This is a genomic window from Pseudomonas lyxosi, from assembly GCF_047758685.1.
GTDB classification, from domain to species: Bacteria; Pseudomonadota; Gammaproteobacteria; order Pseudomonadales; family Pseudomonadaceae; genus Aquipseudomonas; species Aquipseudomonas lyxosi.
This window is the reverse complement of record NZ_CP180481.1, coordinates 2,748,037-2,772,412: the sequence shown is the minus strand read 5'-3', so window position 1 is coordinate 2,772,412 and position 24,376 is coordinate 2,748,037. Positions and strand designations below refer to the sequence as shown.

Annotated in this window: 26 protein-coding genes; 14 read left to right on the top strand and 12 right to left on the bottom strand. The window is 57.6% G+C overall.

Annotated features, from left to right (window positions below):
• Nucleotides 1-61: 61 nt before the first annotated feature.
• The 4 genes from groL to ACMXYI_RS12755 all read right to left on the bottom strand — a co-directional run bounded on the left by groL (nucleotide 62) and on the right by ACMXYI_RS12755 (nucleotide 3,571).
• Nucleotides 62-1,705 carry a chaperonin GroEL gene (gene groL / locus ACMXYI_RS12770; protein ID WP_415773471.1) on the bottom strand — a complete coding sequence of 548 codons (1,644 nt, stop codon included), beginning with the start codon at nucleotides 1,703-1,705 and terminating at the stop codon, nucleotides 62-64.
• A gap of 49 nt (nucleotides 1,706-1,754) precedes the next feature.
• Nucleotides 1,755-2,048 carry a co-chaperone GroES gene (locus ACMXYI_RS12765; protein WP_007948593.1) on the bottom strand — a complete coding sequence of 98 codons (294 nt, stop codon included), beginning with the start codon at nucleotides 2,046-2,048 and terminating at the stop codon, nucleotides 1,755-1,757.
• A 248-nt stretch (nucleotides 2,049-2,296) separates the two neighbouring features.
• Nucleotides 2,297-2,773 carry an FxsA family protein gene (locus ACMXYI_RS12760; protein ID WP_008032127.1) on the bottom strand — a complete coding sequence of 159 codons (477 nt, stop codon included), beginning with the start codon at nucleotides 2,771-2,773 and terminating at the stop codon, nucleotides 2,297-2,299.
• Between the two features lie 66 nt (nucleotides 2,774-2,839).
• Nucleotides 2,840-3,571: a HugZ family protein gene (locus ACMXYI_RS12755; protein ID WP_415773469.1), complete on the bottom strand. Its 732-nt coding sequence runs from the start codon at nucleotides 3,569-3,571 to the stop codon at nucleotides 2,840-2,842.
• A 171-nt stretch (nucleotides 3,572-3,742) separates the two neighbouring features.
• Between ACMXYI_RS12755 and ACMXYI_RS12750 the strand changes: the two genes are divergently transcribed.
• A complete protein-coding gene (locus ACMXYI_RS12750; protein WP_415773468.1) occupies nucleotides 3,743-4,501 on the top strand; it encodes an SDR family oxidoreductase in 759 nt (252 codons plus the stop codon).
• Between the two features lie 109 nt (nucleotides 4,502-4,610).
• Here the strand turns inward: ACMXYI_RS12750 and apbC are convergent, their stop codons facing one another.
• Nucleotides 4,611-5,705, bottom strand: a complete 1,095-nt coding sequence (gene apbC / locus ACMXYI_RS12745) for an iron-sulfur cluster carrier protein ApbC (RefSeq protein ID WP_415773467.1) — start codon at nucleotides 5,703-5,705, stop codon at nucleotides 4,611-4,613.
• A gap of 330 nt (nucleotides 5,706-6,035) precedes the next feature.
• Here apbC and metG point away from each other — a divergent pair, with 330 nt between their 5' ends.
• The 8 genes from metG (at nucleotide 6,036) to ACMXYI_RS12705 (ending at nucleotide 12,910) form a co-directional block, all read left to right on the top strand.
• A complete protein-coding gene (gene metG / locus ACMXYI_RS12740; protein WP_415773465.1) occupies nucleotides 6,036-8,087 on the top strand; it encodes a methionine--tRNA ligase in 2,052 nt (683 codons plus the stop codon).
• Nucleotides 8,088-8,216: 129 nt separating this feature from the next.
• A complete protein-coding gene (locus tag ACMXYI_RS12735) occupies nucleotides 8,217-8,786 on the top strand; it encodes an electron transport complex protein RnfA (RefSeq protein ID WP_415773464.1) in 570 nt (189 codons plus the stop codon).
• A complete protein-coding gene (gene rsxB / locus ACMXYI_RS12730) occupies nucleotides 8,783-9,793 on the top strand; it encodes an electron transport complex subunit RsxB (protein ID WP_415773463.1) in 1,011 nt (336 codons plus the stop codon). The genes ACMXYI_RS12735 and rsxB overlap by 4 nt, the downstream gene beginning before the upstream one ends.
• The gene (locus ACMXYI_RS12725; protein ID WP_415773462.1) at nucleotides 9,780-10,772 is read left to right on the top strand and encodes an RnfABCDGE type electron transport complex subunit D; all 993 of its coding nucleotides are present in this window, start codon (nucleotides 9,780-9,782) and stop codon (nucleotides 10,770-10,772) included. The genes rsxB and ACMXYI_RS12725 overlap by 14 nt, the downstream gene beginning before the upstream one ends.
• Nucleotides 10,769-11,380 carry an RnfABCDGE type electron transport complex subunit G gene (locus ACMXYI_RS12720; protein ID WP_415773461.1) on the top strand — a complete coding sequence of 204 codons (612 nt, stop codon included), beginning with the start codon at nucleotides 10,769-10,771 and terminating at the stop codon, nucleotides 11,378-11,380. Before ACMXYI_RS12725 ends, ACMXYI_RS12720 begins: the two co-directional genes overlap by 4 nt.
• Nucleotides 11,373-11,960 (top strand): Rnf-Nqr domain containing protein, encoded by a 588-nt coding sequence (locus tag ACMXYI_RS12715; RefSeq protein ID WP_415773460.1) that lies wholly within the window; start codon nucleotides 11,373-11,375, stop codon nucleotides 11,958-11,960. Before ACMXYI_RS12720 ends, ACMXYI_RS12715 begins: the two co-directional genes overlap by 8 nt.
• Before the next feature lie 25 nt (nucleotides 11,961-11,985).
• On the top strand, nucleotides 11,986-12,624 hold the full coding sequence (nth, locus tag ACMXYI_RS12710) for an endonuclease III (protein WP_008155568.1): 639 nt from the start codon (nucleotides 11,986-11,988) through the stop codon (nucleotides 12,622-12,624).
• A 106-nt stretch (nucleotides 12,625-12,730) separates the two neighbouring features.
• Complete coding sequence (locus ACMXYI_RS12705) at nucleotides 12,731-12,910, top strand: PA3496 family putative envelope integrity protein (protein ID WP_007898493.1); 180 nt, start codon at nucleotides 12,731-12,733, stop codon at nucleotides 12,908-12,910.
• 54 nt (nucleotides 12,911-12,964) lie between these two features.
• On the opposite strand, the gene ACMXYI_RS12700 is transcribed toward ACMXYI_RS12705, so the two are convergent.
• The gene (locus tag ACMXYI_RS12700; RefSeq protein ID WP_008155570.1) at nucleotides 12,965-13,591 is read right to left on the bottom strand and encodes a response regulator transcription factor; all 627 of its coding nucleotides are present in this window, start codon (nucleotides 13,589-13,591) and stop codon (nucleotides 12,965-12,967) included.
• A 579-nt stretch (nucleotides 13,592-14,170) separates the two neighbouring features.
• Between ACMXYI_RS12700 and ACMXYI_RS12695 the strand changes: the two genes are divergently transcribed.
• Nucleotides 14,171-14,803: a hypothetical protein gene (locus ACMXYI_RS12695; protein ID WP_415773459.1), complete on the top strand. Its 633-nt coding sequence runs from the start codon at nucleotides 14,171-14,173 to the stop codon at nucleotides 14,801-14,803.
• A 170-nt stretch (nucleotides 14,804-14,973) separates the two neighbouring features.
• Here ACMXYI_RS12695 and ACMXYI_RS12690 read toward each other — a convergent pair whose 3' ends face one another.
• Entirely contained in the window at nucleotides 14,974-16,191 is a 1,218-nt protein-coding gene (locus ACMXYI_RS12690) for an argininosuccinate synthase (protein ID WP_415773458.1), read from the bottom strand.
• Between the two features lie 129 nt (nucleotides 16,192-16,320).
• Nucleotides 16,321-17,229 (bottom strand): flagellar protein MotY, encoded by a 909-nt coding sequence (locus ACMXYI_RS12685; protein WP_415773456.1) that lies wholly within the window; start codon nucleotides 17,227-17,229, stop codon nucleotides 16,321-16,323.
• 159 nt (nucleotides 17,230-17,388) lie between these two features.
• Here ACMXYI_RS12685 and pyrC point away from each other — a divergent pair, with 159 nt between their 5' ends.
• On the top strand, nucleotides 17,389-18,435 hold the full coding sequence (gene pyrC, locus ACMXYI_RS12680) for a dihydroorotase (protein ID WP_033057474.1): 1,047 nt from the start codon (nucleotides 17,389-17,391) through the stop codon (nucleotides 18,433-18,435).
• The gene (gene rnt, locus ACMXYI_RS12675) at nucleotides 18,432-19,109 is read left to right on the top strand and encodes a ribonuclease T (protein ID WP_415773455.1); all 678 of its coding nucleotides are present in this window, start codon (nucleotides 18,432-18,434) and stop codon (nucleotides 19,107-19,109) included. Before pyrC ends, rnt begins: the two co-directional genes overlap by 4 nt.
• A 73-nt stretch (nucleotides 19,110-19,182) precedes the next feature.
• On the opposite strand, the gene ACMXYI_RS12670 is transcribed toward rnt, so the two are convergent.
• On the bottom strand, nucleotides 19,183-19,785 hold the full coding sequence (locus ACMXYI_RS12670) for a peroxiredoxin (protein ID WP_064679479.1): 603 nt from the start codon (nucleotides 19,783-19,785) through the stop codon (nucleotides 19,183-19,185).
• Nucleotides 19,786-20,087: 302 nt separating this feature from the next.
• On the opposite strand from ACMXYI_RS12670, the gene ACMXYI_RS12665 reads away from it, so the two are divergent.
• A complete protein-coding gene (locus ACMXYI_RS12665; protein WP_008155585.1) occupies nucleotides 20,088-20,306 on the top strand; it encodes a bacterioferritin-associated ferredoxin in 219 nt (72 codons plus the stop codon).
• Nucleotides 20,307-20,504: 198 nt separating this feature from the next.
• The gene (bfr, locus tag ACMXYI_RS12660; protein WP_415773454.1) at nucleotides 20,505-20,978 is read left to right on the top strand and encodes a bacterioferritin; all 474 of its coding nucleotides are present in this window, start codon (nucleotides 20,505-20,507) and stop codon (nucleotides 20,976-20,978) included.
• Nucleotides 20,979-21,056: 78 nt separating this feature from the next.
• Here bfr and grxD read toward each other — a convergent pair whose 3' ends face one another.
• From grxD to ACMXYI_RS12645, 3 genes are all read right to left on the bottom strand, one after another.
• A complete protein-coding gene (gene grxD, locus ACMXYI_RS12655; RefSeq protein ID WP_046047090.1) occupies nucleotides 21,057-21,398 on the bottom strand; it encodes a Grx4 family monothiol glutaredoxin in 342 nt (113 codons plus the stop codon).
• Between the two features lie 97 nt (nucleotides 21,399-21,495).
• Nucleotides 21,496-23,601 carry a molybdopterin oxidoreductase family protein gene (locus tag ACMXYI_RS12650; RefSeq protein ID WP_415773452.1) on the bottom strand — a complete coding sequence of 702 codons (2,106 nt, stop codon included), beginning with the start codon at nucleotides 23,599-23,601 and terminating at the stop codon, nucleotides 21,496-21,498.
• Between the two features lie 134 nt (nucleotides 23,602-23,735).
• Nucleotides 23,736-24,026 carry a hypothetical protein gene (locus ACMXYI_RS12645; protein WP_008155590.1) on the bottom strand — a complete coding sequence of 97 codons (291 nt, stop codon included), beginning with the start codon at nucleotides 24,024-24,026 and terminating at the stop codon, nucleotides 23,736-23,738.
• Nucleotides 24,027-24,376 lie beyond the last annotated feature (350 nt).

Sequence of the window (24,376 nt, the reverse complement as noted above, 5' to 3'; positions counted from 1 at the left end):
GCAATAAAAAACCCCGCCTGCTTATCGCAGGCGGGGTTTTTTCGTACGGGGTAAGGCTGGCTTACATCATGCCGCCCATACCGCCCATACCGCCCATGTCTGGCATGCCGCCGCCAGCTGGACCGTCTTCCTTGATCTCAGCGATCATGGCTTCGGTGGTGATCATCAGGCTGGCAATCGACGAAGCCGCTTGCAGAGCCGAACGAGTCACTTTAGCCGGGTCCAGGATACCCATTTCGATCATGTCGCCGTATTCGCCGGTAGCAGCGTTGTAACCGTAGTTACCCGAACCCTGCTTGACCTTGTCGACAACTACGCTTGGCTCGTCGCCGGAGTTGGCAACGATCTGGCGCAGTGGCGCTTCAACAGCGCGACGCAGCAACTGGATGCCAACGTTCTGGTCATCGTTGTCGCCTTTCAGCTCGCTGATGGCCTGCAGAGCACGAACCAGTGCCACGCCGCCGCCAGGTACCACGCCTTCTTCAACGGCTGCACGGGTTGCGTGCAGGGCGTCTTCAACGCGGGCTTTCTTCTCTTTCATTTCAACTTCGGAACCAGCGCCAACCTTGATCACTGCAACGCCGCCGGACAGTTTGGCCAGACGCTCTTGCAGTTTTTCACGGTCGTAGTCGGACGAAGTGTCGGCCACTTGCTGACGGATTTGCAGAACGCGAGACTGGATATCAGCTTCAACGCCGGCACCGTCGATCACGGTGGTGTTTTCCTTGGTCACGGTGACGCGCTTGGCATTACCCAGGTGTTCCAGGGTAGCGCTTTCCAGGCTCAGACCGATCTCTTCGGAGATAACGGTACCGCCGGTCAGAACAGCGATGTCCTGCAGCATGGCCTTGCGACGATCGCCGAAACCTGGCGCCTTGACGGCAACCACTTTAACGATACCGCGCATGTTGTTCACAACCAGAGTCGCCAGGGCTTCGCCTTCAACGTCTTCGCTCACGATCAGCAGTGGGCGGCCGGCTTTGGCAACGGCTTCCAGCACTGGCAGCAGTTCGCGGATGTTCGAGATCTTTTTGTCGACCAGCAGGATCAGCGGACCGTCCAGCTCGGCAGTCATGGTTTCTGGCTTGTTGACGAAGTACGGGGACAGGTAGCCACGGTCGAACTGCATGCCTTCAACAACCGACAGTTCGTTTTCCAGGCCCGAACCTTCTTCAACGGTGATCACGCCTTCTTTACCGACTTTTTCCATGGCTTCGGCAATGATGTCGCCGATGGAGCTGTCGGAGTTGGCCGAGATGGTGCCGACCTGAGCGATGGCCTTGGTGTCAGCGCAAGGCTTGGACAGGGCTTTCAGCTCTTTGACGATAGCGATGGTCGCTTTGTCGATACCACGCTTGAGGTCCATCGGGTTCATGCCGGCAGCGACGGCTTTCAGGCCTTCGTTGACGATCGATTGAGCCAGAACGGTAGCGGTGGTGGTGCCGTCGCCTGCGTCATCGTTGGCACGGGAGGCAACGTCTTTGACCAGCTGCGCGCCCATGTTTTCGAAGCGATCTTTCAGCTCGATTTCTTTGGCAACGGACACGCCGTCCTTGGTGATGGTCGGAGCGCCGAAGCTCTTCTCGATGATCACGTTACGGCCTTTAGGGCCCAGGGTCGCTTTTACTGCGTCAGCCAGGACGTTGACACCGGCGAGCATTTTCTTGCGGGCGGAATCGCCGAATTTAACTTCTTTAGCAGCCATGATCGATATTCCTTAAATACTTTGTAGTAGCGGGAAAATGAGCGGGGAATCAGCCTTCGACAACGGCGAGGATTTCGCTCTCGCCAATTACCAGCAGGTCTTCGCCGTCGACTTTCACGGTGTTGCTGCCGGAGTAAGGGCCGAACACAACCTTGTCACCCACTTTCACGGACAGTGCACGCACTTCACCGTTGTCCAGCACTTTGCCTGGGCCTACAGCGAGGACTTCACCCTGGTTTGGCTTTTCAGCAGCCGAACCTGGCAGGACGATGCCGCCAGCGGTTTTCTTTTCTTCTTCGCTGCGACGGACGACGACGCGGTCATGCAGAGGACGAAGCTTCATTGTCGATCTCTCCTAATTGTGGTTTTCATCGGCCGGTGTATTCCCGGCGGGTTTAACAAATCCGGCGGTGCCGGGTGCGGCTCGACAAGCGAGACGCGGAAGTCTGTCTGGCGTAATCGCCAGAAACCTTGCGGTGACCGTTACATAAGGGCGCATAAGCTTATTACAAGGGCGAGGAAGCAAATTTTTTCAGGTTGCAGCCCCACAAACGAACACGGCACCCGAAGGTGCCGTGCAGCTGAAACGCTTTACTTGGAATCGCGGTGTTCGAATTCGCCTTCGATCACGTTGGGCTCACGGCCCAGCGGTTCGCGTGGAGCAGGACCGCCACGTGGCTGAAGGTCGTCGGCAAACGCACGCTGACGGATTGCCGCCTCTTCGGCACGCTGGCGCATTTTATTGGCCAACAGTCGACGAGAGATCGGCAGCAACATGATCAGACCCAGCACGTCAGTGACGAAGCCCGGCAGGATCAACAGACCACCCGCCAGTGCCAGCATCAAACCTTCGAGCATGGTCTGGGCCGGCAACTCGCCGCGGTTCAGGCTTTCACGAGCACGCAATGCGGTTGCCAGACCAGCGATACGCAGCACGAATACGCCGAGCATCGAGCCGAGAATGACCAGCAGCAGGGCCGGGAAAAACCCGATTGCCCCGCTGACCTTGACGAATACGAACAGCTCCAACACCGGAAACAGTACAAAGAGCAATAAAAAAGGGCGCATCAAATGGTTCCTCAACGCAAGAATGCCTTGCCAGTCTTCCCTAGATGACGTCGCCGATTCGTGAATTCAAGCGTCGGCCACTTCATTTTTCGGCCAATGTTCGGCGTGAGCCAGGAAAACCAAGGCTTCGCGCACTTGTGTCGGCGTATTACATGGCGCTTGAAACGGCAACCAATAGAGCCCCTGGCCAATTCGCAGGTGCATGCCTTCGGTGTCGATACCCGCCAGTTGCGCCGGCTCGGTTTTCGGCAGGCCCGCCAGTTCGACGTAGTGGGCGATGGCTTTGGCGTGATCGGCATTCATGTGCTCGACCATGCTCGCTTCGGCTTTTCCGGCGAACGGGTTGGCCAGCGTTAACTGATCGACCCAGTGAATCGCACCGAAGCCGCCGATGTAACGGTGACGTACCGGTTTGAGCACCCAGAAATCGAAATCGTGGGCCTTGTGGTAGCTCTGCGAATCCGGGAAATAGCGGTAGTAACGCTCAGCCGCCGCTTCGATGGCTGACTCGTCCCCGAGCTTTTCCGCTTCGGCGAGGTAGGTCAGGCGACCAACGGCTTGCACATCTTCAGCCCCGCGCTCGCCCACAAACAGTGAGCATTTTGGATCTTTCTGCAGGTTGTGGGTGTGCTGGGCGATGCGGCTGATAAGGATCAGCGGCCAGCCCTGTTCGTCCAGACAGTACGGAACCACGGAGCCAAACGGGAAACCGGGCATCGCCTTGGAGTGTGTCGAGAGCACTCCACGGTATTCCTTGAGAAGCAATTCTCGGGCATTCTTGGCCGCTTCAACGCTCAATTTATGACTCCTTATATAGAATCCGTCAAAAAAACGGACAGGCGCCTGGGGATAGGTTCCAGTACGCCATCGGGGGCAGCTCTCATGTGCAGCCAGGCCGCATCAGGTGCAGATCGAGAGGCTACTCTCTAAAAGGAAACCACTCCTCTGATCTGCTATTGGGGCATGCGAATGCAACTCACTGACAAAGTAATCATTATCACTGGCGGTTGCCAGGGTTTAGGCCGTTCCATGGCCGAGTATTTCGCCGGTAAAGGCGCGAAGCTCGCGCTGGTGGACCTGAACCAGGAAAAGCTTGACGACACCGTCGCCGCTTGCAAGGCGAAGGGAGTCGAAGCCCGCGCCTACCTGTGCAACGTCGCCAATGAAGAGCAAGTGACCCACATGGTCGCCCAGGTTGCCGAGGACTTCGGGGCGATCCATGGCCTGATCAACAACGCCGGGATTCTGCGCGACGGTCTGCTGATCAAGGTCAAGGACGGCGAGATGACCAAGATGAGCCTGACCCAGTGGCAGTCGGTCATCGACGTCAACCTGACCGGCGTATTCCTGTGCACCCGTGAAGTCGCGGCCAAAATGATCGAGCTGAACAACAGCGGCGCGATCATTAATATCTCGTCGATCTCCCGCGCCGGCAACGCCGGCCAGACCAACTACTCCGCCGCCAAGGCCGGTGTCGCCGCGGCGACCGTGACCTGGGCCAAGGAATTGGCACGCTATGGTATTCGCGTGGCAGCCATTGCACCGGGCTTTATCGAAACCGAAATGACGCTGAGCATGAAGCCTGAGGCGCTGGAGAAGATAACGTCCGTGATTCCGCTCAAGCGCATGGGCACGCCTGAAGAGATCGCCCATTCGGCGGCGTACATTTTCGAAAACGACTACTACACCGGTCGGATCATGGAGTTGGATGGCGGGTTGCGGATTTAAAGGAAGATCAAAAGATCGCAGCCTCGCTTCGCTCGACAGCTCCTACAGGTGCAACCCAATCCATGTAGGAGTTGTCGAGCGAAGCGAGGCTGCGATCTTTTTCAGCGAATCAATCGTCGCTGATCGTGATATTCGGCATCGCTGGCGATACCGCTTCCTGCAACACGATCCGCGCGCCGACATGGCGAGCCAGTTCCTGGTAAACCATCGCAATCGGGCTGTCAGGCTCGGCGATCACCGTTGGCTTGCCGCCATCGGCCTGTTCGCGGATGGCCATCGCCAGCGGCAACGAAGCCAGCAGCTCGACGCCGTACTGGCTGGCCAGCTTCACACCACCACCCTCACCGAACAGATGCTCGGCATGTCCGCAGTTGGAGCAGATGTGCACGGCCATGTTTTCCACCACACCCAGCACTGGAATGTTGACCTTGCGGAACATTTCCACGCCCTTGCGCGCGTCCAGCAATGCCAGATCTTGCGGCGTTGTAACGATCACAGCGCCGGCCACCGGGACTTTCTGCGCCAGGGTCAGCTGGATGTCGCCGGTGCCTGGCGGCATGTCGATGACCAGGTAATCCAGGTCGCCCCAGGCGGTTTGAGTGACGAGTTGCAACAAGGCACCGGAAACCATCGGCCCGCGCCAGACCATCGGCGTGTTGTCATCGGTCAGGAACGCCATGGACATGACTTCGACACCGTGGGACTCGATCGGAATAAACCACTTCTGATCCTTGACCTTCGGTCGGGTGCCTTCAGGGATGCCGAACATGATGCCCTGGCTCGGTCCGTAAATGTCCGCGTCGAGAATCCCGACCTTGGCGCCTTCGCGGGCCAGGGCCAGGGCCAGGTTGGCGGCGGTGGTTGATTTGCCCACACCGCCCTTGCCGGACGCCACGGCCACCACGTTCTTGACGTTGGCCAGCCCCGGGATCTGCGCTTGAGCCTTGTGCGCGGCAATGACACTGGTGATCTCGACGCGCGCGATGGTCACGCCGTCCAGCCCTTCAATGGCCATTTGCAGCAACTGCGCCCAGCCACTCTTGAACAGGCCGGCGGCGTAACCCAGCTCAAGCTGGACGCTGACGCGATCCCCCTGAATGTCGATGCCGCGTACGCACCCGGCGCTGACCGGGTCCTGGTTCAGGTAAGGGTCGGTGTATTGGCGAAGGACGGCTTCCACCGCTGCGCGATTGACGGCGCTCATGGGCAACTCCGATAGCAAGACTGGAAAATCAGGCGGGTATCGTACCTGTTCTCCGGCGTGGACGGCATGCTTTCAGGATGTGACAAATTTCCTGTGGCTGATCGCAACCTGTAGCAGCTGGCGAAGCCTGCGTTCGGCTGCGCAGCAGTCGTAAAACCAGACACCGCGGTGTTTCAGGTAGTTCGAGTTGCCCGGATTCACGACTGCTGCGCAGCCGAACGCAGGCTTCGCCAGCTGCTACATGGACCGTGGATACGGGTCGCGGGGGTGAAAAATATGCGCCGGCGCTTTATAGTGGCCGACCTCCGTTTCATCAAGTAGCCGAGCCCCATGTCCGAGCCACGCAAGATCCTCGTCACCAGCGCCCTGCCCTATGCCAATGGTTCGATCCATCTTGGCCACATGCTGGAATATATCCAGACCGATATGTGGGTGCGCTTCCAGAAGCACCGCGGCAATCAATGCATTTATGTCTGCGCCGACGACGCCCACGGTTCGGCCATCATGCTGCGCGCGGAAAAGGAAGGCATCACCCCGGAACAACTGATCGCCAACGTCCAGGCTGAACACAGCGCCGACTTTGCCGAGTTCCTGGTGGACTTCGACAACTTCCACTCCACTCACGCCGAAGAAAACCGTGAGCTGTCGAGCCAGATCTACCTGAAGCTGCGCGACGCCGGGCACATCGCCCAGCGTTCGATCACTCAGTACTTCGACCCGGAAAAGAAAATGTTCCTGGCCGACCGCTTCATCAAGGGTACCTGCCCGAAGTGCGGCACCGAAGACCAGTACGGCGACAACTGCGAAAAATGCGGTGCGACCTACGCGCCGACCGACCTGAAGGATCCGAAGTCGGCTATCTCTGGCGCCACTCCGGTGCTCAAGGATTCCCAGCACTTCTTCTTCAAGCTGCCGGACTTCCAGGAAATGCTGCAAGCCTGGACCCGCAGCGGCACCCTGCAAGAGGCCGTGGCGAACAAGATCGCCGAATGGCTGGACGCCGGCCTGCAACAGTGGGACATCTCCCGCGATGCGCCGTACTTCGGTTTCGAAATCCCTGACGAGCCAGGCAAGTATTTCTATGTCTGGCTGGACGCGCCGATCGGCTACATGGCCAGCTTCAAGAACCTTTGCGACCGCACGCCTACACTTGATTTCGACGCGTTCTGGGGTAAGAACTCCACCGCCGAGCTGTACCATTTCATCGGCAAGGACATCGTCAACTTCCACGCCCTGTTCTGGCCAGCCATGCTCGAAGGCGCCGGTTTCCGTAAACCGACCGGCATCAACGTGCACGGCTACCTGACCGTCAACGGTCAGAAAATGTCCAAATCCCGCGGTACCTTCATCAAGGCCCGGACCTATCTCGACCACCTGTCGCCGGAATACCTGCGTTACTACTACGCGGCGAAGCTGAGCCGTGGCGTCGATGACCTGGACCTGAACCTCGAAGACTTCGTGCAGAAGGTCAACTCCGACCTGGTTGGCAAAGTCGTCAACATCGCCAGCCGTTGCGCCGGTTTCATCCACAAAGGCAACGCCGGTGTACTGGTGGCGGGTAATGCCGCGCCGGAACTGACAGAAGCGTTCCTGGCTGCAGAGCCGAGCATCGCCGAAGCCTACGAGGCTCGCGACTTCGCCCGTGCCATGCGCGAGATCATGGGCCTGGCCGACCGTGCCAATGCCTGGATCGCCGACAAGGCGCCGTGGTCGCTGAACAAACAGGAAGGCAAGCAGGACGAAGTCCAGGCCATCTGCGCCTTGGGCGTGAACCTGTTCCGCCAGCTGGTGATCTTCCTCAAGCCGGTGCTGCCGTTGCTGGCCGCCGACGCCGAGGCGTTCCTCAACGTCGCGCCGCTGACCTGGAACGACCACGCCACCTTGCTCAGCAACCATCAGCTGAACGAGTTCAAACCGTTGATGACCCGTATCGACCCGGTAAAAGTGCAAGCCATGAGCGACGCCTCGAAAGAAGACCTGACCGCCAGCGCTACCGACACCGGCGACGCTGCACCTGCCGGCAATGGCGAACTGGCCAAGGATCCGCTGTCGCCGGAAATCGAGTTCGATGCGTTTGCCGCTGTCGATCTGCGCGTCGCCCTGATCCTCAAGGCCGAACACGTGGAAGGTGCCGACAAACTGCTGCGCCTGACCCTGGACATCGGTGACGAGCAACGCAACGTGTTCTCCGGGATCAAGAGCGCTTATCCGGACCCGTCCAAGCTCAATGGTCGTCTGACCATGATGATCGCCAACCTCAAGCCACGGAAAATGAAGTTCGGTGTCTCCGAAGGCATGGTGATGGCGGCCGGCCCTGGCGGTGAAGAAATCTACCTGCTCAGCCCTGACAGCGGCGCCAAGCCAGGTCAGCGCATCAAGTAAGGTTCTGCAGTAAACCGATCCCACAGTCGTGCCTGGCGCGACTGTGGGATTTTCATGTCTGGCCCACCCTCCGTCCTTGCCGGATAATGCCTAACCTTGTTACACAGGCCTGCTCTTTCCGGCACGATCATGACCGAACTGCTTGTTACGCTTATCAGCACTGCCCTGATCAACAACCTCATGTTGCACTGGCCGCTGGGCGTCGATCCGCTGTTGGGCAACGAGCACCGGCAGGTCCACGCGCTGGGCCTTGCGACGGCTTGCTTGATGCTGATCGTCGGCACGCTGGGCTACTCGGCCTACCGTTGGTTGCTGGTCCCACTGGAGCTGACGTCGCTGCGCCTTTTCGTCTTCCTGCCATTAAGCGTTCTGCTGATTGGCCCGCTGCTGAAAGTGCTTTCCCGGTTACTTCCAAAGCTTGCGTTCGATGGCCTCTGGCCCCTGCTGCTGGGCAACGCCGGCGTACTTGGCTTGACGCTGCTCAACGCTCAGGACGACAAAGGCTTCTTCCACGCCCTGGCCCTGAGCCTGGGTGCCGGCCTGGGTTTCTGGCTGGTACTGAGCCTGTTCAGCGACTTGCGCCAACGCACAATCGAAAATGATATCCCCCTGCCCTTTCGCGGCCTGCCGATCGACCTGATCGGCGCCGGACTGATTGCAGTGGCCTTTCTCGGATTCAGCGGACTGATCAAAACATGAGTCTGATTCAACGCATCGACGCCCTCTTGCCGCAGACCCAATGCGGCAAGTGCGGCCACCCCGGATGCAAACCGTACGCCGAAGGCATTGCCAGCGGCGAACCGATCAACAAATGTCCGCCGGGCGGCAGCGAGACCATCGCGGCCCTGGCCGATCTGTTGAAAGTGCCGGTGCTGGAACTGGACGTCAGTCGTGGTTCGGCCCCGGCGCAGATCGCCTACATTCGTGAAGCGGAGTGTATTGGCTGCACCAAGTGCATCCAGGCCTGCCCGGTGGATGCCATTGTCGGCGCGGCGAAATTGATGCATACGGTAATCGTCGATGAATGCACCGGTTGCGACCTGTGCGTAGCGCCCTGCCCGGTGGATTGCATCGAGATGCGGCCGTTGCCGCTGAACACCGTGCTGCCGATTGTCGGCGGCCTGGCATTCAGCCTTGAGGAACAACGCGCCCGGAAGGCTAAGCGCGATCACGCACGACGCCGATTCGAACAGCGCAACGCTCGTCTGCATCGCGAAGAAGAACAGAAAATCGCCGAACGTCAGGCCCGCGCCCAGCGCGCCGTCCAACACAGTGAAGTGGCGACGCTCGATCCGGTTCAGGCCGCTCTTGAACGAGTCCGTGCACAGAAGGCAGCGAACGCGGATGCGGCGCTGAAAAAGGCCAAGATCGATCTGGCGATGAGTCGGGCGCAACTGAACAAGTCACTCAAGGCGTTCGGGCATCCGCCGACCTTCGAACAGCAATCGCAACTGATCGTCCTGCAACAGCAGTTCGAGGTTGCCGAACAGGCTTTGGCGATACTGGAAAGTACTGCACCGCCAGCCGCGGCTCCCGTAGTTCCGGCGAAAAATGCGCAGCTGAATCGGGCAAAAATCCAGTTGGCCATGCGCCGCGCCGAACTCAAGAAAGCCCAAGCCAGCGAAGCGCCAACTGAGCAGATCGAAGCCCTGGAACTCGCGGTGAATGAAGCCGAGCGTCAGGTGGATGCCTATGCCGCCCCTTGAATCGGTCGACGAGCGCCTTCAGCAGGCCATGAAGCTGGTATTGCTGGCCACCGTGCCGGGAATGCTGGTGTTTTTCTGGCTGTATGGCTGGGGCGTGTTGATCAACCTGATTCTGACGGGTGTTACCGCACTGGCCGTTGAAGCGACCGTGTTGCGCTTGCGCAAGCTTGCGCTCAAGCCGACCTTGAGCGACGGCAGTGCGCTGGTCAGCGCGACGCTGTTGGCTCTGGCCTTGCCGCCTTATTGCCCGTGGTGGCTGACGGTCTGTGCCACGGCGTTCGCGATGGTGTTCGGCAAACACCTGTATGGCGGCGTTGGCAAGAATCCGTTCAACCCGGCAATGTTGGGCTTCGCCCTGGTGCTGGTGACCTTTCCCCAACAGATGACCCACTGGCCGTCATCCCATGGGCTGGACCTGGTCGGCGGTTTGCAGCAGGTGTTCGGGTTCAGCCTCGGGCAGACGCCAGATGCCTGGGTCCAGGCCACGGCGCTGGACAGCCTGCGGATCAACAAAAGCCTGACCATGGATGAACTGTTTGCCGCTAACCCGGCGTTCGGTCATTTCGGCGGCCGAGGCATGGAATGGGTCAACCTGGCCTTTCTGGCGGGCGGCGCGTTTCTGCTGCAACGACGGGTGTTCAGTTGGCATGCGCCGGTCGGCATGCTCGCCAGCCTGTTCATCATCAGCCTGCTGTGCTGGAACGGCTCGGGCTCTGACTCCCATGGTACGCCGCTGTTTCATCTGCTCACTGGCGCGAGCATGCTGGGTGCATTCTTCATCGTCACGGAACCGGTGTCCGGCGCAAAAAGCCCCGGCGCGCGACTGCTGTTCGGCGCGGGCGTCGGGCTGCTGACGTACCTGATTCGTACCTGGGGTGGTTATCCGGACGGCGTAGCCTTTGCCGTGCTGTTGATGAACCTCTGTGTGCCGGCGCTGGAGCGGTTTGCCGCCTCCAGACTGGAACGGGGTGCGCCATGAGCCGAGCGTCGAGCGTTGTGATCCTGGTGGTGCTGGCAGGCCTGGGGATTGGTGCGACTTACCTCGTGCAACACACCAGCGCGCCGCGCATTGCGGCCGAACAGCGCCTGATCGACAGTCGTAACCTGCTGGACCTGCTCCCTGCTGAAAGCTACGACAATCAGCCGCTGGAACAGCCACTCGCCCTAGAAAATACCGGGCTGGCCAACAGCACGCTGCTGGGTGGCTACCTGGCGACCAAGACTGGCCAACCCAGCGCCGTGTTGCTGCGCAGCCAGACCCTGGGCTACGAGGGTTCCATCGAATTGCTGATCGCCATCGGCGCAAACGGCAAGGTACTGGGCGTCAAAACGCTCAAGCAATCGGAAACACCGGGGCTGGGCGGTCGACTCGCCGACTGGCCCAATACCTGGCTTCAGGTTTTTTCCGGAACGTCCCGAACCGAACCCGCTGACAATGGCTGGGCCTTGAAAAAAGATCAGGGGCAATTCGATCAAATGGCGGGCGCGACCATTACTTCGAGAGCGGTCATCAACGCCATCCATGACGCGTTGCGCTACTTCGACGAACATCAGCAACAGTTGATCGGGAGCAGCGCTCATGAATAAGTCATCGACGCTGCAGAATTCACTGATGCTTGCACCGCTGATCGGTGCCACGGACTCATTGGTGTCCGCCCTGGGCTTGTGGCTGATGTTCATCGTGGTGATCAGTGCCTTTGGAGTGAGCATGGGCGCGTTGCGATCCCGACTTGTCCCGGCGACACATTTGCTTGCCAGCGTCCTGCTGGCGGCCACGCTGACCAGCTGCACGGAACTCGCCGCGCAAGTCTGGTCGCTGCAATGGCACCAACATGTGGGGTTCTATGCAGGATTGATTGCCTTGCAATGCGTTGTGCTGGAACACACCGGTTTTCTCCAGAGCGCCTGGCGTGATCGCCTGCGCCTGTGTGGCCTGTTCGGCGCGTTGATGGCGGGCCTTGGCTTGCTGCGCGAATTCATCGGCAGTGGAACATTCGGCAGCCATCTGCCATGGCTGGCTGGCACTGCGCAAGCGGACTGGCAAGGCTGGGTACTGACCGCCGACGGTGGCTTGCGCCTGGCCACCCTGGCCCCTGGTGGATTCATTCTGCTGGGACTGCTGTTCGCCGCACGTCAGGCCTGGATCCGCTCGACGCCCCCACACTGACCGCCTTCAAGGAAACGCATTGCTCATGAATGCCGCAAAACGTCTGGAAATTTTTCGCCGATTTCACGAAGACAACCCGGAACCGAAGACCGAACTGGCCTACTCCTCGCCGTTCGAATTACTGATCTCCGTGATTCTCTCGGCGCAGTCGACCGATGTCGGCGTCAACAAGGCCACCGCCAAGCTCTACCCGGTGGCCAATACACCGGCGGCAATTTATGCCTTGGGTGTCGAGGGACTGTCGGAATACATCAAGACCATCGGCCTGTTTAACAGCAAAGCGAAAAACGTGATCGAGACCTGTCGCTTGCTGATGGAGCGTCATGGAGGCGAAGTGCCGCAAACCCGTGAAGAGCTGGAAGCGTTACCCGGCGTCGGCCGCAAAACCGCCAACGTGGTGCTCAACACCGCATTCCGTCAGCTCACCATGGCCGTGGACACGCATATTTTCCGGGTCAGCAACCGCACCGGCATAGCTCCTGGCAAAAATGTGGTCGAGGTTGAACAAAAACTCATGAAGTTCGTGCCGAAGGAATATCTGCTCGACTCCCATCACTGGCTGATCCTCCACGGACGCTACGTTTGCCTTGCTCGCAAGCCTCGCTGCGGCAGTTGCCGGATCGAAGACTTGTGCGAATACAAGCAAAAGACATCGGACGATTGAGGCGCTATTTGGTTTTTCGATTTATCGATTGAAAAAATCTTTTTTACCCGCCGGGAGTTTATCGATATAAGGAGCGCCAAAGGCAGTCTTAGCCTGGAGTAACACTATGAGCACTGGCAAAGAGCAATTGGACGTAGAAGACGACTTCACCCCTGTTGAGGCAGATGATGCTGAACCGGTGGTTGAAGTGGCGAAGACCAACCTGAGCAAACGCCGCACCATCGACAATCTGCTGGAGGAGCGCCGACTGCAAAAGCAATTGGCCGATTACGATTTTGACCTGTGACACCTAAAAGCCTCCCGAAACGGAGGCTTTTTACTAAGTCAAACGCTGAGACAGTCACACCAGACCATTGCGTTGAGCCAATTCGATCAGATCGACCAGGGAGCGAGCATTGAGCTTCAACAACAGACGAGTCTTGTAAGTACTAACGGTCTTATTGCTGAGGAACATTCCATCGGCGATCTCCTTGTTGGTCTTGCCTCGGGCCAATTGTTGCAAGACCATCATCTCCCGTCCCGACAGTCGATCCACCATATCGGCTTCACTGGCGTTCCCCAAACTGGAACGTACGGTATGCAAGGCTTGATTCGGAAAGTAACTGTAGCCCGACAATACTGCCTTTATTGCACTGAGCAACTCCGTGAGATCCTGTTGTTTGCAGACATACCCGGCGGCACCGGATTGCATGCAACGCATGGAAAAATGCCCAGGGGCCTGGGAAGTTAATATCAGTACTTTCATGGGCATCGCTGTCGATGTCAGACGCGCAATGACTTCCAGCCCATCAAGTTTCGGTATTCCAATATCCAGGATGACAATATCCGGCATATGCTCACGGGCAAGTTGCAACGCATCCACGCCATTATCTGTCTCTGCAATAACTTCGTAGCCGTGACGCTCCATTAGCATACGTACCGCAAGACGAATGACGGGGTGATCATCCACGATCAGCACTTTATTCATGGGCAAGTCCAATTTTCGCTGTTCGAATTTTTAGAGCCCGCACGATAGCCTAGTCGTTTCACCCATGGCATGCCGCCCCCCTCGGCCACCCACACCGAGAGACATTCCCTACAGACATTAAAGAATTGTCTTACAAAATTCCCAAAAATACCGTGGGGGTAAACGTTTTATCAACCTGAAAACATTTCGATTATTCGCAGTTTTTTTGTTTCTGTTTACAACCAGAAAACCAAATAACAGGGTTCGTCGCAAGAGATCCAACGAATACCGACTATTGAGCTACCCTTAAAAGTAACTGATATTTACCACTTGAATCCCCATACTACAAACACCGCACATCAAGGATGTAATAAAAAATCACACCAGGCAACACTTCAACAACAAACTCAACCCAACACACCCTAAAACCCAACAACAGAGGTACCCGCAGCACGCCCAATACCGTTACTATAAAATCTTCGAAACCCAAAATTAAAAAGGACTACCGCACAAACACAAACATCGACCACTTAATTATTAAAACGAAAATCAAAAACATCAATCAACCGAGAAAAGACAATATTCCAATGAGCAAAAAACATGATCAAATTAAAGAAAAAAATCATCAACCCCATGACAGTTATTGCAATATTTGCCGCTATTTCTGAAACGTCGGCCGCCGTCTCACTGCCCTTTCTCGACAATAAGGAGCGGGAGCTCTATGTCTGGTTCCTGATCAGTTTTCCTTTTTATTTGCTTTTTCTTTTCTTCGCCACACTCAACTTCAACTACCGGTCGCTGTACGCGCCATCCGATTTCGGCAAGGGAAAGCATTTTATAAAAGTGATGGACAACGCTGAACGCGGTCAGCGGCCCGATAACCTGAAGGACCCTCCCGTCCGGATAGGTATCCAGACGGGCCTCTCGGCTCTACAGCACGTTTGCCTGGCAGAGCCGCTAAAAAACCTGCACATCGTCGATGCGCAGTGGCTAAACAAAAAAATGGAATTCGGTGCATGGATTGAAAAAAACCGGCACCCACAGGGAAGCCCTGCACAAGTGATCGTATTTCTCACCTGTACCGATTCGGAGGCATTACTGAAGGAAAGCGCAAGCAAGCAATCAAAACAGGCAAAGAATCGCAGCGGACCAACGCTTTGCATTGCTTACAATTTGAACTCGCACGGTCTGACGATTCTTGATCACTCTTTTTACCTGACATGCAGCAGGTAACGCTTGAAGAGCATTCAGAGAGAGGAAACAGAAGGAAGGTATTACAGATACAAAAAGAGCGCTGATAACACGATGTCCGGCAGGAAAATTCCCCCCTATTCAAAATTGTGGCCTTGTCACCGACAAGGCCACAACTCTATTAACGTCGTTCCACTACGGCTTCAAAGATCTCAGAAAAGCTTCCGGCCTTTGTTCGCTGCAATACGCATGCGCAAGGCGTTAAGCTTGATGAAGCCCGCCGCGTCGGCCTGGTTGTAGGCGCCGCCATCTTCTTCGAAGGTCGCGATGTTGGCATCGAACAACGATTCGTCGGACTTGCGACCGGTGACGATCACATTGCCCTTGTACAGCTTCAGGCGCACAACGCCGTTCACGTGGGCCTGGGATGCATCGATCATCTGTTGCAGCATCAGACGCTCAGGGCTCCACCAGTAACCGGTGTAGATCAGGTTGGCGTATTTAGGCATCAGCTCGTCTTTGAGGTGAGCCACTTCGCGGTCGAGGGTGATCGATTCGATCGCACGGTGAGCGCGCAGCATGATGGTGCCGCCAGGGGTTTCGTAGCAGCCACGGGACTTCATGCCCACGTAACGGTTCTCGACGATGTCGAGACGGCCGATACCGTGTTCGCCGCCGATACGGTTCAGGGTCGCCAGCACGGTAGCCGGGGTCATTTCGACGCCGTCCAGTGCGACGATATCGCCGTTGCGGTAGGTCAGTTCCAGGTATTGCGCTTTATCTGGAGCCTTCTCCGGGGAGACGGTCCATTTCCACATGTCTTCTTCGTGCTCGGTCCAGGTGTCTTCCAGCACGCCGCCTTCATAGGAGATGTGCAGCAGGTTGGCATCCATCGAGTACGGGGACTTTTTCTTGCCGTGACGCTCGATCGGGATGTTGTGCTTTTCAGCATAATCCATCAGCTTTTCACGGGAGAGCAGGTCCCATTCGCGCCACGGAGCAATCACTTTCACGCCTGGCTTCAAGGCATAGGCGCCCAGTTCGAAACGAACCTGGTCGTTGCCCTTGCCGGTGGCGCCGTGGGAAATGGCGTCAGCACCGGTTTCGTTGGCGATTTCGATCAGGCGTTTGGCGATCAACGGACGAGCGATGGAAGTACCCAGCAGGTACTCGCCTTCGTAAACGGTGTTGGCGCGGAACATCGGGAAAACGAAATCGCGCACGAATTCTTCGCGCAAGTCGTCGATGTAGATCTCTTTCACGCCCATGGCCTGTGCCTTGGCGCGTGCAGGTTCGACCTCTTCGCCCTGACCCAGGTCAGCGGTGAAGGTCACGACTTCACAGTTATAAGTATCCTGCAGCCACTTGAGGATCACCGAAGTGTCCAGGCCGCCGGAATACGCCAGAACGACCTTGTTTACGTCCGCCATGCCATCACTCCACGGGGTTCTACGGAAAGCCGTCAAGTCTACCGCTCATGCAGGATAATTTACAGAGGCGCGACAGCTTATGACGACGAAGCGACAGATTATGTCGAGTGAGCGACGATAACAGCGGGTTCAGGAGGTCGACGCGGCGCTCGCCGATGCAGTGGCCTGAGGGGCCGGCGTTTCGGTGGGGGCAACACGCGCGAGGTGCACATTGACCCGACGGTTCTTCGCCCGGTTGGCGGAATTGGTATTGGGCGCCAGTGGATAACGCTCGCCGTGAAAGCGCACGGTGATCTGCGATTCCTGAATGCCGTTGGCCTTGAAGAACTCCATGACTGCCAGGGCCCGACGCCGCGACAGGTCACGGTTGGTCAGGCGGTTGCCGCTGTTGTCGGAGTGGCCATCGAGTTCGATGTGGTTGACCGTCGGGTCGGCCTTCATGAACTCCAGCATCACTTGTAATTGCGCCTTGGCCTGCGCGTCGAGATCGATGCCTTCGCCGGGGAAGCCGATCTGCGATTGTTTGACCTGCTCGAAATTCTTCGGCAGCAGCTTCGCCACGCAGCCCTGATAGTCGTTGAAGGCCTTGCTGAACTTGACTGGCAACAGACGCACTTCCGACACCCGGCCATCGCCCGAGTAATGTCGAACGACCGGACTGCGGCCATCCATCAGGCCACTGATCAAGCGGCCGGCCTGAACTTGCGAACTGTTGAACAACACATTGCCGCTGCCGATTCGCACAGAACCGAGGTTGATGTCGCCACGTCCCGGCTGCCAGGGTGCAGCCGCCGCCAGCAAGGTGGCCGAACCGCCGCCGATCATCGAGTTATAGGCCTTCAGACGAAACGTCGCTTGCTCGCCAGCGCGGCGCACGAACTCACCCGAACCAAAATCGGTGATCGGTTGACTCAGGCGGCACTCGAACTTGTCTCCTTCGACCATCCACTCGATGCTCTCCAGACGGGTCTGGAAAGTGAGCGCCATCGCTGGAAGGCTGGCAAACACGCTGAGCAAGGCTAAATAACGCTGGCGCACGGGAGGCTCCACTGGTTTCTACAACAAAAAGACCGACACACAGATGTTTACGGCATACCTGTTGGATATCGGAAGCTTCCAGCAAAACTTGATAGCGAGTGCCTGGAAGAGTCTTTTCCGGTAGCATTCCCCTCAGTTTGACCCGCCTGGAATCCCCCCATGTCCGACCGCCTGACCCTGCTGCGTCCCGACGACTGGCATATTCATCTTCGCGATGGTGCTGTGTTGCCCAATACAGTCGCGGATGTCGCGCGCACCTTTGGTCGCGCCATCATCATGCCCAACCTGGTACCTCCGGTGCGTAACACCGCTGAAGCCGACGGCTATCGCCAGCGGATTCTCGCTGCACGCCCGGCTGGCAGCCGCTTCGAACCGTTGATGGTGCTGTACCTGACCGACCGCACCCAGCCCGAAGAAATTCGCGAGGCCAAGGCCAGCGGTTTCATTCACGCCGCCAAGCTGTACCCGGCCGGCGCGACCACCAACTCGGACTCCGGTGTCACCAGCATCGACAAGATTTTCCCTGCACTCGAGGCCATGGCCGAAGTCGGGATGCCCTTGCTGGTTCACGGTGAAGTCACCCGTGGCGATGTCGACGTGTTCGATCGCGAAAAAATCTTCATCGATGAGCACATGCGTCGTGTCGTCGAGCGTTTCCCGACGCTCAAAGTGGTGTTCGAACACATCACCACCGCTGACGCCGTGCAGTTCGTCAACGAGGCTTCGGCCAATGTTGGCGCGACCATCACCGCGCATCACCTGCTGTACAACCGCAACCACATGCTGGTGGGCGGGATTCGGCCGCACTTCTATTGCCTGCCGATCCTCAAGCGCAACACCCATCAGGAAGCCCTGCTCGACGCCGCCACCAGCGGCAGCGACAAGTTCTTCCTCGGCACCGACTCGGCGCCCCATGCCCAGCACGCCAAAGAAGCCGCTTGCGGCTGTGCCGGTTGCTACACCGCTTATGCAGCGATCGAGATGTATGCCGAAGCCTTCGAACAGCGCAACGCGCTGGACAAGCTCGAAGCCTTCGCCAGCCTGAACGGCCCGCGTTTCTACGGCCTGCCGGTGAACACCGATCGCATTACCCTGGTCCGCGAAGAGTGGACCGCCCCAACCAGCCTGCCATTTGGCGAGCTGACCGTAATCCCGCTGCGCGCCGGTGAAAAACTGCGCTGGCGCCTGCTGGAGGAACACGCGTGAGTGAAGACCATTTCGACGACGAACAGGACGGTCAAGGCGGCGGAGGTGGTTCGCGCCACCCGATGGCTGAGCGCTTCCGTGGATACCTGCCAGTCGTTGTCGACGTTGAAACCGGTGGTTTCAACTCTGCCACTGACGCCTTGCTGGAAATTGCCGCAACTACCATCGGCATGGACGAAAAAGGGTTTGTGTACCCCGACCACACCTACTTCTTTCGCGTAGAGCCTTTTGAAGGCGCAAACATCGAAGCGGCTGCTCTGGAATTTACCGGGATCAAACTCGATCACCCGCTGCGCATGGCAGTGAGTGAAGAAACAGCGCTGACCGACATCTTCCGCGGCATCCGCAAGGCCCTGAAAGCCAACGGTTGCAAACGGGCGATCCTGGTCGGGCACAACAGCAGCTTCGATCTGGGTTTCCTCAACGCCGCCGTCGCGCGCCTGGACATGAAGCGCAACCCGTTTCATCCGTTCTCCAGTTTCGATACCGCGACCCTGGCCGGTCTGGCTTACGGCCAAACCGTACTGGCCAAGGCCTGTTCGGCAGCCGACATCGACTTCGACGGTCGTGAGGCCCACTCGGCTCGCTACGACACCGAGAAGACCGCCGAGCTGTTCTGCGGCATCGTCAATCGCTGGAAACAAATGGGCGGTTGGGAAGACTACAACGACTGATCCATCGTTGGATTTATCCCGCCCATAAAAAAACCGGCCTCAACGGCCGGTTTTTTTATGCCTCAAACGTGCCTTACAGCGCAGCAGCGTTCTCGGTCAGGTAAGCCGCGACGCCTTCGGTCGAAGCGGTCATGCCTTTGTCGCCTTTTTTCCAGTTGGCAGGGCAAACTTCGCCGTGCTCTTCGTGGAATTGCAGAGCGTCGACCAGACGGATCAGCTCTTCAATGTTACGGCCCAGCGGCAGGTCGTTGATGATCTGCGAACGGACAACGCCTTTGTCGTCGATCAGGAACGCGCCACGGAAAGCCACGCCGCCTTCGGACTCAACGTCGTAGGCCTTGGCGATTTCGTGCTTCAGGTCGGCAGCCATGGTGTAGCGAACTTCGCCGATGCCACCATTGTTGACCGGGGTGTTGCGCCAGGCGTTGTGGGTGAAGTGCGAGTCGATCGAAACGGCGATCACTTCAACGTTGCGTGCCTTGAAGTCAGACATGCGGTTGTCCAGAGCGATCAGCTCGGACGGGCAAACGAAGGTGAAGTCCAGTGGGTAGAAGAACACCAGGCCGTATTTGCCTTTGATGGCCGACGACAGGGTGAAGCTGTCTACGATTTCGCCATTGCCGAGTACGGCCGGTACGGTGAAGTCTGGGGCTTGTTTGCCTACGAGTACGCTCATTGGATATCTCCTGGTGTAAAAACGTGAAGTTCCGGGTTTGCGCCAGCCTGCCACCTTCAGGCGACAGCCCTGTGACACGAACCCGCTTCATAAGGACCGGCCATCATACACTGCGTTTTTGCCCTGTCCTTAACGGTTTTTTTGTCAGGGGAAATGCAGTCGATGGATTTTCCTCGTGATCGATGCCGAGAGGAAACCGTTCGTCAGCCCCGATCAAAGCTTTCAGAAACCACTTTGACAATCATTCTCGTTAACATTAAGATCCATCGCAATTGAGTCACAACCAGCGACGGTTTTCACTTATGTATGTTTGCCTCTGCACTGGCGTCACCGACGGTCAAATCCGCGAAGCGATCTATGAAGGTTGCTGCAGCTATAAGGAAGTCCGTCAGGCCACCGGCGTAGCCAGCCAATGCGGCAAATGTGCCTGCCTTGCCAAGGAAGTGGTCCGCGAAACCCTGACCAAATTGCAATCGGCCCAGGCCGCGATTCCGTACCCTGTAGAATTTACTGCCGCGTAAGTAACGTATTTCAAAGAACCGGACTTGATGTCCGGTTTTTTTATGTCTGAAAATCAATCGCTTACGCTCTAGACGCGGAACACAAACATTCTTATTCCGATTAATTTTCACTTAAGTTTCAATAACTTAGGTTTGACACTGTTAATTACGCAGCTCAAACTCAGCCTTATAGACAGCTACTTAGGGCAGGACCCCATCATGAAAGGCGACGTTACAGTCATCCAGCATCTCAACAAGATCCTTGCCAATGAACTGGTCGCGATCAATCAATACTTCCTGCATGCACGCATGTACGAAGATTGGGGCCTGAACAAGCTCGGCAAGCACGAATACCACGAATCCATCGACGAGATGAAGCACGCGGACAAGCTGATCAAGCGCATTCTGTTCCTTGAAGGCCTGCCGAACGTCCAGGACTTGGGCAAGCTGCAGATTGGCGAACACACCCAGGAAATGCTTGAGTGCGACCTGCGTATCGAAAAAACCGGCCATGCCGACCTTAAAGTCGCTATCGCTCATTGCGAAACCGTTGGCGACTTTGGTAGCCGTGAACTGCTTGAAGATATTCTTGAATCCGAAGAAGAACATATCGACTGGCTGGAAACCCAACTGGGTCTGATCGATAAAGTCGGTCTTGAGAACTATCTGCAATCGCAGATGGGTGAAGAGTAAGTTAGCGCCCACTAAATTCGAGACAATAAAAAGCCCCGCGCTCTTTTGAAGAGGCGGGGCTTTTTTAATGCCCGGGTTTCAGGCTTCGGTCTTGCCAGCAGCCGCTTTTTCAACAGCGGCTTTGATCGTGGCCTGCAACGAACCATCAGCAGACATTTCAGTCATGATGTCGCTACCGCCGACCAGCTCACCGCCAACCCACAGTTGCGGGAAGGTTGGCCAGTTGGCGTATTTTGGCAGGTTGGCGCGGATTTCCGGGTTCTGCAGGATGTCCACGTAAGCAAATTTTTCACCACACGCCATCACGGCCTGCGCGGCTTTCGCGGAGAAGCCACACTGCGGGGCATTCGGCGAGCCTTTCATGTAAAGCAGAATGGTGTTGTTAGCAATCTGCTCTTTAATCGTTTCGATGATATCCATGGAGCACCTCGGCTGAACTTTCCGACTCAGGGGTCGGCACGGTGGCGCATTGTAACGGAAACCCGAGCACCCTGCTCGGTCTCCCCGACAGACTTGATCAAGCCGCCGCCACGGTCACTGGCACACCGTTCAATGCGGCATTGCCCGACAACTCATCGAGCTGACACTCGTCGGTCAAGTCATTGGCGCTGGAACCCGGCTGACCACTGGCAATGGTCATCTGCACGCCCGGCCGCGCATGGCCCCAACCGTGAGGAAGACTGACCACACCTTTCATCATATCCAGACTGCTGAGCACTTCAACTTCGATCTCACCGACCCGCGAACTGACCCGCACGCGCTGCCCGTCGTTGAGCCCACGGCTGGCGAGGTCATCCGGGTGCATCAGCAATTGATGGCGCGGCTTGCCCTTCACCAGGCGGTGATAGTTGTGCATCCACGAGTTGTTGCTGCGCACATGACGACGGCCAATCATCAGCAACTCATCGGCCGCTGGTGCTTGCAAGGCTGCAAAGCGGGCGAGGTCAGCAAGGATCACGGCAGGCGCTGCCAGGACTCGCTGATTAGCCGTTTTCAGACGGGGAGCCAGATTGGATTTCAATGCCCCAAGATCGACACCGTGAGGGTGATCAAACAACGTCGCCAGCGATAGCTTGTGCTCCGAAGCATCGCCATACAGTCCCATCCGCAAGCCATGATCAATCATCTGCGCCGGAGCGACGGTGGGTTTCAATGCTTTGCCAGTCTTCTCAGCAAAGGCCTTGGCCAGCCCCACGAAAATCTCCCAGTCATGCAACGCACCTTCGGGCTTGGCCAGGATCGCGCGGTTGAACCGACTGACGTTGCGCACCGCAAACATGTTGAATGTGGTGTCGTAGTGATCGTTTTCCAGGGCCGAGGTGGACGGCAGAATCAGGTCGGCATAACGCGTGGTTTCATTGATGTACAGGTCGATGCTGACCATGAACTCCAAACCGTCCAGAGCCTGTTCCAGTTGTCGGCCATTGGGCGTCGACAGCACCGGATTACCCGCCACGGTAATCAGCGCGCGGACCTGCCCTTCCCCTTCGGTAAGCATCTCTTCGGCCAGCGCCGAGACCGGCAATTCTCCACCATATTCAGGACGCCCGGAGACCCGACTCTGCCACAGATTGAAATGCCCACCCGAGGTGGACGCCACCAGGTCCACCGCAGGTTCGGTGCACAACGCCCCTCCTACGCGATCGAGATTACCGGTGACCAGGTTGATCAGTTGCACAACCCAATGACACAAGGTGCCGAACGCCTGGGTCGAGACACCCATGCGGCCGTAACAGACCGCCGTCGGCGCCGCCGCAAAGTCCCGCGCCAGTTGGCGGATCTGTTCGGCGGGTACTGCGCACAGTGGGCTCATGGCCTCGGCGGTGAAATTCGCGACCGCCTCCCGCACCTCATCCAGACCGTCCACCGGCAAATGACTGTCGCGGGTCAGGCCTTCAGCGAACAAGGTATTGAGCAGTCCGAACAACAACGCGGCATCGCCACCGGGGCGCACGAACAGATGCTGGTCGGCAATCGCCGCGGTTTCGCTGCGGCGCGGATCGACCACCACCACTTTGCCGCCGCGGGCCTGTATAGCCTTCAAGCGCTTCTCCACATCCGGCACGGTCATGATGCTGCCGTTGGAGGCCAGCGGATTACCGCCGAGGATCAGCATGAAATCGGTGTGATCGATGTCCGGAATCGGCAACAGCAAACCGTGGCCGTACATCAAATGGCTGGTCAGGTGATGAGGCAACTGATCGACCGAGGTCGCGGAAAACCGGTTGCGGGTTTTCAACAGGCCGAGAAAGTAATTGCTGTGGGTCATCAGCCCATAGTTGTGCACGCTGGGGTTGCCTTGATAGACCGCCACCGCGTTTTGCCCATGACGCTCTTGAATCGCCGCCAGACGTTCGGCTACAAGGTTGAAGGCGTCTTCCCACTCGATGGGTTGCCATTCACTGCCGACACGTAGCATCGGCTGTCGCAAACGATCTGGATCATTCTGAATATCTTGTAAGGCAACAGCCTTGGGGCAGATGTGCCCGCGGCTGAATGTATCCTGAGCGTCACCCTTGATCGACGTGATCTGCACCGCGCCTTCGGCTTCGGTGGTTTCGATGGTCAGGCCGCAGATGGCTTCGCACAAGTGGCACGCACGGTGATGGAGAGTCTTGGTCATGGCCAGTCTCTGTCTTGTTCTGGGCGGGCAATATCGGCCGCGGGAACAAAACTATGGCGCCTGATCCACTGCTGCGCCAGCGACGTTCGTCTTGTGAATCGGCGGCCATCAGGCCAGCCGATGACCGTTGGGGATCAGTTCGGCGGCAGCCTCGGCGGCGCCTGCAACTGGATCTCCTGGATGGTTTCGATCTGCTCTTGAGCAACATGAACACCGGTGAGTTCGCCGATCAGCCGCCAGTGCTCGTCGAGCCCGGTGCTGATGGTTGCCATGCGGTCGATCATCCGCCGGCCGGCGGCCTTGGTCACTTCGTCTTCACTGCGCATCAACTCGAAGGACATCGAGGTCATGGACGCGGTGAGGTGGGTCAGCGAGCGAGCCGTGAGGCCGAGTAATTCCATTAACTGTCGTTCTTTCGATTCCATTCCGAAGGCTTCCTGCGTCGTTCGTGCGTTAGTTATAACCCGCCACCTTGCATTAGCAAATGTTTCAGACCAGACACATCCCTCAATCCTGAGTACAAATGTTTCGAATGACAGGTCAGAAACCGACCGTTGCTGCGCCTTCCCCGCCCCGTTTGATTGCAAAGCCCCGCGACCCCAGTGTACAAATGACGGGCTGCTGTCAGGAAACAGGCTTCAAAAGCGCTACTGCGGTCATCCCGTAGCCCCTCTGAACTCCCCTAAAAACCGTAGCCCTATTGGTAAGACGCGACATTTAATTATAAGATCGCGCCTTCCCCTATTTCGTCGCCCCGTGCGGCTTACGCCGCAGG